Source organism: Mannheimia kashgarensis (genome assembly GCF_041807705.1).
In the GTDB taxonomy this organism is placed as follows: domain Bacteria; phylum Pseudomonadota; class Gammaproteobacteria; order Enterobacterales; family Pasteurellaceae; genus Mannheimia.
In genome coordinates, this window is sequence record NZ_JBGTYY010000008.1 from 41,450 (window position 1) to 53,852 (window position 12,403).

General features: G+C 38.4%; 12 protein-coding genes and 1 tRNA gene. 12 read left to right on the forward strand and 1 reads right to left on the reverse strand.

Annotated features, from left to right (window positions below; all coding sequences use genetic code 11):
- Nucleotides 1-4 precede the first annotated feature (4 nt).
- Both moeB and ACERCF_RS05365 read left to right on the forward strand, forming a co-directional pair.
- Nucleotides 5-754, forward strand: coding sequence for a molybdopterin-synthase adenylyltransferase MoeB (gene moeB / locus ACERCF_RS05360; protein ID WP_373624898.1), 750 nt, complete (start codon nt 5-7; stop codon nt 752-754).
- Between the two features lie 104 nt (nt 755-858).
- A tRNA-Asn gene (locus tag ACERCF_RS05365) sits at nt 859-934 on the forward strand.
- Nucleotides 935-1,058: 124 nt separating this feature from the next.
- On the opposite strand, the gene yfbV is transcribed toward ACERCF_RS05365, so the two are convergent.
- Nucleotides 1,059-1,496 carry a terminus macrodomain insulation protein YfbV gene (yfbV, locus tag ACERCF_RS05370; protein ID WP_373611256.1) on the reverse strand — a complete coding sequence of 146 codons (438 nt, stop codon included), beginning with the start codon at nt 1,494-1,496 and terminating at the stop codon, nt 1,059-1,061.
- 131 nt (nt 1,497-1,627) lie between these two features.
- Between yfbV and ACERCF_RS05375 the strand changes: the two genes are divergently transcribed.
- From ACERCF_RS05375 to lptD, 10 genes are all read left to right on the forward strand, one after another.
- Nucleotides 1,628-2,374, forward strand: a complete 747-nt coding sequence (locus tag ACERCF_RS05375) for an ABC transporter permease (protein ID WP_373624899.1) — start codon at nt 1,628-1,630, stop codon at nt 2,372-2,374.
- A 10-nt stretch (nt 2,375-2,384) separates the two neighbouring features.
- Entirely contained in the window at nt 2,385-2,942 is a 558-nt protein-coding gene (locus ACERCF_RS05380; protein WP_373611258.1) for a septation protein A, read from the forward strand.
- Nucleotides 2,932-3,393, forward strand: a complete 462-nt coding sequence (gene yciA / locus ACERCF_RS05385; protein WP_373611259.1) for an acyl-CoA thioester hydrolase YciA — start codon at nt 2,932-2,934, stop codon at nt 3,391-3,393. The genes ACERCF_RS05380 and yciA overlap by 11 nt, the downstream gene beginning before the upstream one ends.
- Nucleotide 3,394: 1 nt before the next feature.
- On the forward strand, nt 3,395-3,676 hold the full coding sequence (locus tag ACERCF_RS05390) for a YciI family protein (protein WP_373611260.1): 282 nt from the start codon (nt 3,395-3,397) through the stop codon (nt 3,674-3,676).
- A 204-nt stretch (nt 3,677-3,880) separates the two neighbouring features.
- Nucleotides 3,881-6,757, forward strand: a complete 2,877-nt coding sequence (gene glnE / locus ACERCF_RS05395) for a bifunctional [glutamate--ammonia ligase]-adenylyl-L-tyrosine phosphorylase/[glutamate--ammonia-ligase] adenylyltransferase (protein WP_373624919.1) — start codon at nt 3,881-3,883, stop codon at nt 6,755-6,757.
- Nucleotides 6,758-6,833: 76 nt separating this feature from the next.
- Entirely contained in the window at nt 6,834-7,211 is a 378-nt protein-coding gene (locus ACERCF_RS05400) for a YacL family protein (RefSeq protein WP_373624900.1), read from the forward strand.
- Between the two features lie 209 nt (nt 7,212-7,420).
- A complete protein-coding gene (gene yihI, locus ACERCF_RS05405; protein WP_373624901.1) occupies nt 7,421-8,008 on the forward strand; it encodes a Der GTPase-activating protein YihI in 588 nt (195 codons plus the stop codon).
- 15 nt (nt 8,009-8,023) lie between these two features.
- Nucleotides 8,024-8,491: a DUF2489 domain-containing protein gene (locus tag ACERCF_RS05410; protein ID WP_373624920.1), complete on the forward strand. Its 468-nt coding sequence runs from the start codon at nt 8,024-8,026 to the stop codon at nt 8,489-8,491.
- Nucleotides 8,491-9,858, forward strand: coding sequence for an oxygen-independent coproporphyrinogen III oxidase (hemN, locus tag ACERCF_RS05415; RefSeq protein ID WP_373624903.1), 1,368 nt, complete (start codon nt 8,491-8,493; stop codon nt 9,856-9,858). Before ACERCF_RS05410 ends, hemN begins: the two co-directional genes overlap by 1 nt.
- Before the next feature lie 150 nt (nt 9,859-10,008).
- Nucleotides 10,009-12,342, forward strand: a complete 2,334-nt coding sequence (gene lptD, locus ACERCF_RS05420; RefSeq protein WP_373624904.1) for an LPS assembly protein LptD — start codon at nt 10,009-10,011, stop codon at nt 12,340-12,342.
- Nucleotides 12,343-12,403 lie beyond the last annotated feature (61 nt).

Genomic DNA, 12,403 nt, shown 5'->3' on the forward strand with positions numbered 1-12,403 from the left:
AATAATGGAACTCACCGATCACGAAACCCTTCGTTATAACCGCCAAATCATTCTCAAAAGTGTCGATTTTGACGGGCAGGAAAAATTAAAATCAAGCCGTGTGTTGATTGTCGGTTTAGGTGGTTTAGGTTGTGCTGCTTCGCAATATCTCGCTTCAGCAGGGGTTGGGCATCTTACTTTAGTTGATTTCGATACAGTTTCGCTTTCTAATTTACAACGCCAAATTTTGCATACTGATGAAACCATTGGGCAGCCTAAAGTGGAATCGGCAAAAGCTCGTTTGCAAGCCATTAATCCGAATATTCAGATTGAAGCGATTAACCGAAAATGCAGTGATGAGCAGTGGGCAGAGCTTATTGCTCAAAGCGATTTAGTGCTAGATTGTACTGATAACGTAATTGTTCGTAATCAACTCAATTTGCAATGTTTTAAGCAAAAACGACCGCTTGTATCAGGTTCAGCAATCCGTTTTGAAGGGCAAATTAGTGTATTTAGCTATCAAGAAAATGAACCTTGCTACCAATGTTTGAGTAGTTTATTTGGCGATGGCACATTAAGCTGTGTCGAAGCAGGGGTTATTGCTCCCATTGTTGGGGTAATTGGTAGCTTTCAAGCATTAGAAGCGATAAAAGTTTTACTGAATATCGGCAAAATATTATCAGGAAAATTGCTGATAATTGATGGTTTACATTTTTCAGTACGAGAAATGGCATTGCCTAAGCAAAAAAACTGCTCTGTGTGTAACACTAATTAAGTATTCTCAATGCGAAAAGCGTAAATAAATGTAAATAATGAACGAAGGTTCATTATTTTATTTGACGGCTAAAACGTTTTAGCTTATTATTCTGCTCTGTAAATTCCTCCTTAGTTCAGTCGGTAGAACGGTGGACTGTTAATCCATATGTCGCAGGTTCGAGTCCCGCAGGAGGAGCCAAAGAATTTTCTTTTGTTCTTGTTTTATTTGTCTCCTTTTATAAAACAGTAATTCAAACCTCCAGAATTAGAACAAAAGTTTTGCTCCACTTAATTATTGAGTGGAGCTTTTTTCTTTTAGGCTTTTAAAGCTCATCGAAATATTCATTTCCCCACGTTTCTTCCGCTAATTTCAGTAAATTTGCAAAATCTTGGAAAGAAGGCACCGCTTGTGTTTCTTCTAATTTTACCTGTGCGGAAATTAATTTTTGCCTGAGCGATTCATACCATTCCAACAAGGATAAAGAAAGTGGCGATCTTGCCCGTTTACCCAGCCAATAAAGCCCTTGAAAAGGGATAGAAATGGCAAAAATAGCCGTAATAACAGAATTTGCTAAAACAGATTGAGTAGGGTCGGTAAAAAAGTATTGCCAGACTATAGCAAAGCACGCAAAAGCAGGCATTACTTTAGAAGAAAATTTAACAAGGCGAATAATGTGGTAATCAGGCATAAAGTTCGCCAACTTTTTCTGATTAGGCAAGGTGTTTAGATAGCGTTGCCCTGCTTCAAATAGGCTAAACATAGTATTTTCTCTTTTAATCTTTTCTTTTATTGTAGCTAAGTTGCTAAAATCTACAATAGGTTAATGCAGTTTAGGCTAACACTTGCTATACTTTACAACAAAATGTTTACAACGTATTTGAAGGATATTTTATGCCAATTAAATTTGTGGATTTATTACAACAAAGTTGGAATTTTATGCGTAATCAGCAATCTTTCACACTGTTTGCGATAATCACTATTGTGGTGGTGCAACTGGTGTTTATTTTATTATTGCCAGCTTCGCCAGAAATAGCAGCAGACCAGCAGCCGCAACAAATTCAAATTGATAGCTCAAAATTATTGTCTATTTTAATGCCGACAGTATTATTAGGGATCGCTAATCTCTTTCTAACGGTATTGATGATTTTAAACATTCAATCTATCAACAATGGCAATTATCAGCACTTTTTCCAAAATGCAGGTGGTGCATTAAAACACTTTTTACCTGTGCTAATTTTACAATTTATTATGGTTCTGCCCCTTTCATTGGGAGCATCTTTTGCGATAGCATCGCCTGAAACGGTAATTATTGCATTGCCTGTGCTAGTGGCTGGTTTTTATTTTTTCGTTAAATTATCGCTTGTGATTTACGCTTATTTATTAGAAAAACCACAGAAAACCTTATCAGAAAGCATTAAATTTACTTTTCAATTATCAAGAAGAAAAATGCTACCGTTAATTTTATTCTGTGTGATTTCTTATTTATTACCGGGTATGTTATCTCGATTACTTGCGGTTTTTGGTAATGATATTGTTGGTGCAGTCATTACTGTTATTTTCAGTGCGGTAATTAATGTCTTTATGGCAATTTTTAGCTTCCGCTTTTACCAAGTTTATCGTCAAACGCCGGCAAATTAATGGAGATGAAATGAAACAAATACTTGAATTTATTCCGCTAATTCTGTTTTTTGTTGTTTATAAAATGGACGGCATTCAAATGGCGTCTATTGTATTAGTGATTGCAACGATTGCACAGATGATCGCCTTAAAAGTGCTTTATGGTAAAATTGAAAAGCAACAGCTTATTATGAGCGGAGCAGTAGTCTTTTTTGGGTTACTCAGTGCTTATTTTAATGAAGTGAAATATTTACAATGGAAAGTAACTATTGTTTACTCGCTTTTTGCTCTAGTGTTATTAGTGAGTCAGTTTGTGTTTAAAGTTCCTCTAATTAAAAAATTACTCGGCAAGGAAATTAATTTGCCGGATCAAGTGTGGAATAAAATCAACTTCGGTTGGGCAATTTTCTTTATTATTTGTATGTTGCTTAATATTTATATTAGTCAATATTTATCAGAAGATGTTTGGGTTGATTTTAAATCTTTCGGCATTATTGGTTTAACATTGGTGGCAACAGTAATAACAGGTTTTGTACTTTACCCTTACCTAAAAGAGACTGAAAAGCAGGAAAAACAAGATGAAAAATAATCCCTATGATAAAGGCCCTGAAGGGAAACTGATTTTAAGAACACTCGCTATGCCATCAGACACCAATGCTAATGGCGATATTTTTGGTGGTTGGATTATGTCGCAAATGGACTTAGGTGGTGCGATTTTAGCGAAAGAACTTGCTAAAGGCAGAGTGGTTACCGTAACTGTTGATAAAATGATCTTCCATCGTCCTATTTCTGTTGGTGATGTAGTATGCTGCTACGGTAAATTGATGCACGTTGGGCGCTCCTCAATGCAAGTGAAAGTAGAAGTATTTATCAAACAAGTTTATAACGGCGCTCGTGAACGCTTTCTGGTTACAGAAGCATTATTTACCTATGTTGCCGTAGATAAAGAGGGCAAACCTCGTGCTGTGCCGAGAGAAAATAACCTAGAATTAGATGAAGCCTTATCATTAATTACCTCACCTACCGAAAAAGGAGAATAGTATGTATTATGTGATTTTTGCACAAGATAATCCTAATACGTTGGAAAAGCGTTTAGAAGTACGCCCTGCACATTTAGCTCGTTTAGAAAAATTACAGGCAGAAGGTCGTTTATTAATTGCAGGTCCAAACCCAACAGAAGATGGCACTGGCGTAACAGGTTCAACTGTGATTGCTGAATTTAACTCTCTTGAAGAAGCTCAACAATGGGCAAGCAAAGATCCTTATGTTGATGCTGGCGTATATGGCGATGTGATTATTAAGCCGTTTAAGAGAGTGTTTTAACAAGCGGTTGAATTTTACAAATTTTTTGTAAATTTGTAGGGGCAGGTCCTGTGCCCGCCCGAATATCATCTATGATTTGCGGCCAGGCACAGGACCTGCCCCTACGATGTTTATTCTATGCTTACCACCCTAATCTCCCAATCCGAACTTAATGTACCAACCGATTTGCAAAATTCTGAGCAAATTCAACCGCTTGTTGTAGCAATGGCAATGTCTAATTTAGTTAAACAAACCTTGCNGCAAAATTCTGAGCAAATTCAACCGCTTGTTGTAGCAATGGCAATGTCTAATTTAGTTAAACAAACCTTGCAAAAACAGCCTGATTTGCTGGAACAATGGATTAATTCTCCTCCAACAGTAGAGGCGTGTGGTAATTATCCAGCTTGTTTAAATGAGCTATTAGCCACAATTGAAAATGAAGAACAATTAAACAGAGTATTGCGACTATTCCGCCATCAGGAATTATCTCGTTTGAGCTTTATACAATCAAATAAATTGGCTACGGTTGAATTTGTGTTTCAACGCTTGTCAGACTTAGCGGAAAGTTTGATTTTAGCCGCACGGGATTGGCTGTTTAAAAAGTGTTGCGAAGAGTACGGTACGCCAATGAATAGCTTAGGCGAACAGCAAGAACTACTGATTTTGGGAATGGGGAAACTTGGCGGAGGAGAACTGAATTTTTCTTCTGATATCGATCTTATTTTTACTTACCCCGATGCAGGCGAAACAGAAGGGGGACGTAAGCCGATTGAAAACAGCAAATTCTTTACCCGACTTGGGCAGAGGTTGATTAAAGCCCTTGATGATATTACTGTAGACGGCTTTGTGTATCGTACCGATATGCGACTTCGCCCTTTTGGCGACAGCGGAGCATTGGTGCTTAGTTTTACCGCAATGGAAGATTATTACCAAGAGCAGGGGCGAGACTGGGAGCGTTATGCGATGATCAAAGCGAAAATTTTGGGTGAAGATAGCCAAAACATCAATCATCGCTACTTAAAGCAGATGTTACGCCCTTTTGTTTACCGCCGTTATTTGGATTTTTCGGCGATCCAATCCTTGCGTGAAATGAAGCAGAAAATCAGCCGTGAAGTGGTTCGCCGTAACTTGATGGATAATATCAAACTCGGTGCGGGCGGCATTCGAGAAGTCGAATTTATCGTACAAACCTTCCAGATGATTCGTGGCGGACGAGATAAAATTTTACAAGAGCGTAGCCTGTTAAAAGTTCTCCCACGCTTGAGCGAGCTGAATTTACTCACTCAAGCACAGGTCGTAAAACTGCATAATGCCTACATTTTTTACCGCCAAGTGGAGAATGTGTTACAAGCGATTGACGATAAACAAACACAAACGTTGCCAACGTATTTTGATGATCAAGCTCGCCTTATTTTTGCTTGCCAGAGCTATTGGAAAAAAGACTTAAATAGCGAAACGGCTATTTTTATAGAACATCAATTTGATAATTGGGGAGGCTTTTTAGCCGTTTTAAATGGCTATCAAAACGAGGTTCGCCAGATTTTTAATGAGCTAATCGGTGAGGAAGAGAGTGAAGATGAAACCTCCCCACTAAATGAAAAATTAGCTGAGTGGAAAGATATTCTGAATTACACCATTACATTAGAAGATCTATCTGCGGTATTAAAAAATTACCCTCAAGTTGCAGAAAGTGATTATGAGACGATTTTACACCATTTCTCCACTACTTTCCAAGATTGGATAAAACGTCCGATTGGGGTAAGAGGACGGGAAGTTCTTCGCAATTTAATGCCAAAAGTGGCCGATAGCATTTTTGAGCGTGAAGATTATTTATTGCTGTTACCTCGCTTGCTCAATATTGTGGATAAAATCACAACCCGTACAACTTACCTCGAATTGATGGTAGAGCGGGAACAGATTTTGCCACAGCTTTTAACGCTTTGTAGCAAATCGGTAATGATTGCCGAGCAAATCGCTCGTTACCCAATGTTGCTTGATGAGTTAATAAGATACAACGGTTTAACCGAAGTGCTAGAGCTTGAACAGTATCAATCAGCCTTGCAGGATTATTTAATTCGTATTCCAGAAGAAGATGAAGAAGCTTTGATTGATGGCTTACGCCAGTTTAAACAAACGCAAATTTTACGCATTGCGGCGGCTGATATTTTAGGTGTGTTGCCTGTAATGAAGATCAGCGATCACCTGACTTATCTAGCAGAAGCTATTATTAGTGCAGTAGTAAATATGGCGTGGAAGCAAGTCAGCCAACGTTTCGGCACACCTGAGCATTTAGAGGCTGATGAAACAGGCTTTGCAGTGATAGGTTATGGAAAATTAGGTGGGATTGAACTGGGGTACAATTCCGATCTCGACTTGGTTTTCTTACATAACGCCCCAGAAGATAGCCAAACCGTTGGTGGTAAAAAGGAGATTTCAAGCCATCAATTTTACTTAAAATTGGCTCAAAAAATTAACTCTATTTTTAACCTAAACACTAGTGCTGGCGTGTTATATGAGGTGGATATGCGTCTTCGTCCATCAGGCGAAGCAGGGCTTTTAGTCAGCACGTTCAATGCCTATGAGCATTACCAAAAAAATGAAGCCTGGACGTGGGAAAGCCAAGCCCTTGTGCGAGCAAGATGTGTATTTGGGGCTGAGCATTTAAGGCAGAAATTTGAACAGATTCGCCAATCCACCTTGGCATTACCTCGTACAAGCGGTCAATTACGCCAAGAAATTTGCGAAATGCGAGAAAAAATGTATCAGCACCTGAGTTCTCATTCACAAGATAAATTTAATATCAAAACCGATCAAGGCGGTATTACCGATATTGAATTTATCGCTCAATATTTAGTGCTGGCTCACAGCCACCAACATCCGAAAATGGCAGTATGGCCGGATAATGTCCGCATTTTCGACAGTGCTGTGGAATGTGGGATTTTAAGTTTACAACAGAGTGAACAGCTCAAACATTGCTACACCTCACTTCGCAATAAAATCCATCATTTAAACTTAGTTCACAAGGAAAGTGTGGTTGAAGCAACGGAATTTGTGGAGGAGAGAGAGTTTGTGAGAGAGATGTGGCAATTATTATTAAGCTAAATGGTAAAATTTTTCCAAAAATCCACCGCTTGTTAGGCTATAATAGCCAAACAGACCAATTCAAAGGAGAATAGGTATGGAATATCAATTTACGCATAGTATTCACGGTGTTGTGGCGAAATGTTCGATGGATCACGAAGCGTTTGCTCGTTGGTTGAATACGGAAATTACAGGCAATCCAAAAGAGTTGGAAGCTATTTTCGCTGAAATTAAAAATTGCAGGGCGGTTTTTCCAAATCATTATGAATGTGTATTTGAAGGGCGTGAATACAGCCTTTACTTTGATTATGATGAAGTGATGGCAAAAGCAAACAACCTAGATGCAGCCTTTGATGAAGAAGAAATGGAAGATGGTTTTCATTTTTATAATGAAGAGAGCATTGCTTTTTGTGGCTTAGATGATTTTGAGAAATTCCTGAAAGCCTACCAACATTTCTTAAACACGTATCATTGATTGGAATGATGAATTAAAACCAAAGCTATTAAGGGGATTTAATTCCCTGTAGAATAACTATTCCGATATTGTGTATTTTTAAATTATTGTAGGGACAGGCCCTGTGCCTGTCCGTATTGATTAACGGGTGGGCATAGAATCTGCCCCTACATTTGACTTTGTTACATAATCTATCGGCTTTTATTAAATTTTTAACTATATAAAGAATTATGAGTCGTACAAAAAAAACACGCCGCATTACCGACATTATGCCGGAAAGAAAAACAGATAAACCAAAACAACCTACACCGAAATTAGGTGGTGGCAAAAATCGTAAATTAACACGCTATGAGTTAGATGCTCAAGCCCGTGAGGAAAAGCGTAAGCGTAAGCATAAAGGCTTGCCGACAGGTTCTCGTAATGCTGATTCTGCAGAGCAGAAAAAGGCGGTAGTGAAAGAGGTGAAAGATCCGCGTATTGGTAGCCGTAAAAAAGTGCCATTAATGGTGGAATTTTTAAATCAACCAGAGAAAGGTCGAACGATTAAACCTGTGCCGGTTGAGCCTGTAAAACCAATTCTTTCGCCAGAGCAAGAGTTAGAGCAATTAGAAAATAACGAATGCTTAAATCAATTATTAGATGATTTAGAAGCAGGAAAAACATTATCACCTGAAGATCAGAAATTTATGAATGAATGCTTAGACCGTATTGATGAATTAATGACGGAACTTGGCATTGAGTATGAAGATGAAGAAGGCGATAATGGCGATGCGTTATTACGCCAATTTGAAACTATGGATATTAATAAATTTCGTTAATAGATAAATCAGATGATGTTAAAGATATTCTTGATTGTACTTGCTGCTCTGATTCTAATTTCAATGGCAGGCTATGCGATTCACTTAATGCTGAAGTTAAAATTGCAGAAAAAGCGTGAGCAAGAACTGATTGAGCAGGCAAAAGAAGCGCAAAAAGCCCGTTATCTTCGCATTTTAGAAAGCCTTGAGGTGATCGCTAAAGCGATGCTCACTGAGCAATGCGATTTTTCGGAAGGTGTTTTGCGTTTAAAGCCCTTACTTGATGTATTAGGCAAAAAATTAAGCCACTATAGTGCGATGTGGGCGTTATACGAAGTGGTTGAAAATATGCCGATTTTAGATGAGCGTAAAAATCTAAAGCGCAATGAACGAATGAAGCTTGATTTAGAGAGAGAATTGAAAGAAGTTGAGCTTGAGGCTGAAATTAAAGCCGAGTGTGAGCAATTATTAAAAGATATTGAAGAAATGAGAAAGGCAATCTAATGTCAGAAATTATTTGGGACTTATCCCTGATTCAAAAATATAACCATTCCGGTCCTCGTTATACTTCTTACCCAACAGCGTTAGAGTTTAACGAAAATTATACCAATGATGATTTTATCCGTGCTGCCGCTCGCTACCCTGAGCGTCCGCTTTCGCTTTATGTGCATATTCCGTTTTGTCATAAACTGTGCTATTTCTGCGGCTGTAACAAAGTGATTACTCGCCATCGTCATAAAGTTGAAATCTATTTAGACTATTTAGAGCGTGAAATTAAAACTCGTGCCCCTTTATTTACGAACCGCTTGGTAACGCAAATTCACTGGGGGGGTGGTACACCAACCTATTTAGATGAAGATCAATCTGCTCGTTTAATGCAAATGCTACGCACTAATTTTGAAATTAGTGAAGAGGCTGAAATCAGTATCGAGATGGATCCGCGTGAAATTGAACTCGATATGTTAGATCACCTAAAATCTATCGGTTTTAACCGCATTAGTATGGGGATTCAAGACTTCGACAAAGAAGTGCAACGTTTAGTAAACCGTGAGCAAGATGAAGAATTTATTTTTGCATTAATGAAACGTGCAAAAGAGCTTGGTTTTGTTTCAACCAACGTGGATTTAATCTACGGCTTGCCAAAACAAAATGTCGAGAGCTTTATGTACACACTGCAACGTGTAGTAGAGTTAAACCCAGATCGTATGAGTGTATTTAACTATGCACACTTGCCCAGTCGCTTTGCAGCACAAGTTAAAATTAAAGAAGAGCTACTGCCAGCACCCGAAACAAAGCTCACTATTTTACAAAAATCGATCGAATTCTTAGGCGAGAATGGCTATAAATTTATCGGTATGGATCACTTTGCTAAACCTGATGATGAACTGGCTATTGCCCAAGAAAAAGGGATTTTACACCGTAACTTTCAAGGCTATACAACGCAAGAAGAGTGCGACTTATTAGGTATGGGCGTTTCGGCAATTAGCTTACTGGGCGATACTTATGCTCAAAACCGCAAAGAGTTACAACAATATTACGCAGATGTAGAAGCAAACGGCATTGCGTTACATAAAGGGATTGCCCTCACTCAAGATGATTGTATTCGCCGTGATGTGATTAAAGCCTTGATTTGTAACTTTAAACTTGATTTTGCAACCATTGAAAAGCAGTACGGCATTGATTTTAAAGCCTATTTTGCTGAAGATCTGGCTTTATTAGAGCCATTAGCAGAAGATGAATTATTAACGATTAACGATGATGGCATCGTGGTGCTACCGCGTGGACGTTTGTTAATCCGTAATATTTGCTTATGTTTTGATGTCTATTCAAGACAATTAGCGAGAAGACAGCAGTTTTCCCGTATTATTTAATGATCAAGCGGTCGTTTTTTAAGAATTTTTTGCAAAACATTGAAGTGAAAATGTTGAGTGTAGGGGTAAATTGCAATTTGCCTCTGCAAAAATAAATGCAAAAAATTGCTTAAACTTAACCGCTTGTTCCCAATTCAGAAAGGAAAAATAATGAAACAGCGTTATAGCTTACTTTCTCTTGCTGTGATGGCAGCTTGTTATAGCAATTATGCAGCCGCTGATCTCAAGCAGCAATGCTTACTTGGTGTACCTCATTTTCAAGGTGAAGTGGTTGAAGGTGATCAACTGAGAATGCCGATTACGATTGAGGCGGATAGTGCAGTAATTAATCAGCCTCGTGATGCAACCTATACGGGTGATGTAACAGTTAAACAGGGCAATCGCTCGATCTGGGCGGATCAGGTGCGAGTTGAGCAAGATGGCGAAAATACCAGAATGGCATATTTGCAAGGCAACTTTAACTATCAAGATAATTTAATTCAAGCCACAGGTGCGGATGCCACGATTAATCTTCTTTCCAAAGATGCAAGCTTAACGAATGCGAATTATCAATTAGTCGGCAGACAAGGACGGGGTACTGCAGAGTCTGGGGAGTTTGGTAATAGCAAACGTACGCTTAAAAATGCAAGTTTCACTTCTTGTTTACCTGATGATAATTCGTGGCAAATCGAAGCGAATGAGATGATCCAACATGTTGATGAAGAGTATGCTGAAATGTGGCACGCTCGTTTTAAAGTGTTGGGCGTACCTGTGTTCTATTCGCCTTACCTACAATTCCCGATTGGTGATCGTCGCCGTACAGGTCTGCTTATTCCAAGTTTTGAGCGTTCAAGCAAAAATGGTTGGACATATTCTCAGCCATTTTACTGGAATATCGCCCCGAATATGGACGTTACGATTACGCCAACCTATTACTCACGTCGTGGCTGGCAACTTAGCCCGGAGTTTCGTTATTTAACCAAAATTGGGCAAGGCTTAGTGGCAACCGAATATATGGCAAAAGATCGCTTGACTGAATATCAGCCAGAAAATGATGATCGTAAACGCTATTTGTTCCATTGGCGTCATGCAATGAGTTTTTTAACTGATTGGCGTTTCTCGATAGATTATACAAAAGTAAGCGATAGGCGTTATTTCTCTGATTTTGATTCTGACTACGGTAATAGTACAGATGGTTATGCAACGCAAAATTTTAGATTAGGCTACTATCAGCCAAATTATAATTTGTCGATTTCAGGTAAAAAATTTCAAACTTTCGATGAGCTGGATGTCGGACCTTACCGAGTACTTCCACAAATTGACTTTAATTATTACAAAAACGACTTAATTAAAGGTGGTGATTTCAAATTTTTTGCCCAAGCGGCTCGTTTTGAAAATGACAGTAAACTAATGCCAAAAGCGTGGCGTTTCCACGCAGAACCTACGCTGAATTTCCCATTAGCAAACCGCTATGGTAGCTTAAATTTAGAAGCCAAGCTATACGCAACGCATTATTTACAAAGCAAAGGCAGTGAGAGTACAGAAGAGATTAAGAAAAGTGTAAGCCGAGTATTTCCTCAAATTAAGTTAGATTTCAAAACCGTTTTAGAATCAGATAAACAGCTATTATCAGGCTTTAATCAGACGATTGAGCCGAGATTGCAATATATTTATCGTCCATACAAAAACCAAAGCGATATTGGGTCTAAACGCCAAAAAAGTGTCAGTTTAGGTTATGATTCGGCACTATTACAAAATGACTATTTCTCGTTATTTAATGATCGCCGCTATAGTGGTTTAGACCGAATTTCTTCAGCAAATTTAATTACAGCCGGTGGAACGACTCGCTTCTTTAATAATGAAACAGGTGAAGAGGTATTCAACTTTAGTTTAGGTCAAACCTATTATTTAAGCCCATCAAAAATTGATGATACTTCGGATAATAGCACGACCAAACGTTCTTCTTCGTGGGCGGCTGAATCTAACTGGAAATTCCATAAAAAATGGAATTGGCACGGTAGTTATCAATATGACACTCGCTTAAATCAAACTTCTTTGGCGAATATGTCATTACAATATAAACCACAATCAGATAAATTGATTCAACTTAACTATCGTTATGCAAGTAAAGATTATATCAATCAAAATTTAAATACGAATAGATATGGTCAATCTATTAAGCAAGTCGGTGGTGTATTAGGCTGGGAAGTAACTGATAAAGTATCAGTAATGACAAGCTATTATCACGATCTTGCCTTGAAAAAACCGGTTGAAGGACAGCTTTCGCTAAATTACAACACTTGTTGTTGGGCCGCGAATGTTTATGTGGCACGTCGCTTAGTTTCAACGCCGGTCGGCTCGCCTGATACGATTAATGATTTCTACTACGATAATAAATTCGGTATTAACTTTGAGCTACGCTTTGGTACAAGCTATAGCAATGGTGTATCGAGAATGTTAAAACGAGGGATTATCCCTTATACCGAGCCTTACGGTATTAACTAAACAAAAAGCGAGAATTTAGTTCTCGCTTTTTTATGTTTAATAGACTACAAGCGGTTAAATT

Bases quoted from the DNA above. Each gene is read 5' to 3' on its own strand.
- moeB (WP_373624898.1), top strand. From the start codon at position 5: ATGGAACTCACCGATCACGAAACCCTTCGTTATAACCGCCAAATCATT.
- yfbV (WP_373611256.1), bottom strand. From the start codon at position 1,496: ATGTTTAGCCTATTTGAAGCAGGGCAACGCTATCTAAACACCTTGCCT.
- ACERCF_RS05375 (WP_373624899.1), top strand. From the start codon at position 1,628: ATGCCAATTAAATTTGTGGATTTATTACAACAAAGTTGGAATTTTATG.
- ACERCF_RS05380 (WP_373611258.1), top strand. From the start codon at position 2,385: ATGAAACAAATACTTGAATTTATTCCGCTAATTCTGTTTTTTGTTGTT.
- yciA (WP_373611259.1), top strand. From the start codon at position 2,932: ATGAAAAATAATCCCTATGATAAAGGCCCTGAAGGGAAACTGATTTTA.
- ACERCF_RS05390 (WP_373611260.1), top strand. From the start codon at position 3,395: ATGTATTATGTGATTTTTGCACAAGATAATCCTAATACGTTGGAAAAG.
- ACERCF_RS05400 (WP_373624900.1), top strand. From the start codon at position 6,834: ATGGAATATCAATTTACGCATAGTATTCACGGTGTTGTGGCGAAATGT.
- yihI (WP_373624901.1), top strand. From the start codon at position 7,421: ATGAGTCGTACAAAAAAAACACGCCGCATTACCGACATTATGCCGGAA.
- ACERCF_RS05410 (WP_373624920.1), top strand. From the start codon at position 8,024: ATGTTAAAGATATTCTTGATTGTACTTGCTGCTCTGATTCTAATTTCA.
- hemN (WP_373624903.1), top strand. From the start codon at position 8,491: ATGTCAGAAATTATTTGGGACTTATCCCTGATTCAAAAATATAACCAT.
- lptD (WP_373624904.1), top strand. From the start codon at position 10,009: ATGAAACAGCGTTATAGCTTACTTTCTCTTGCTGTGATGGCAGCTTGT.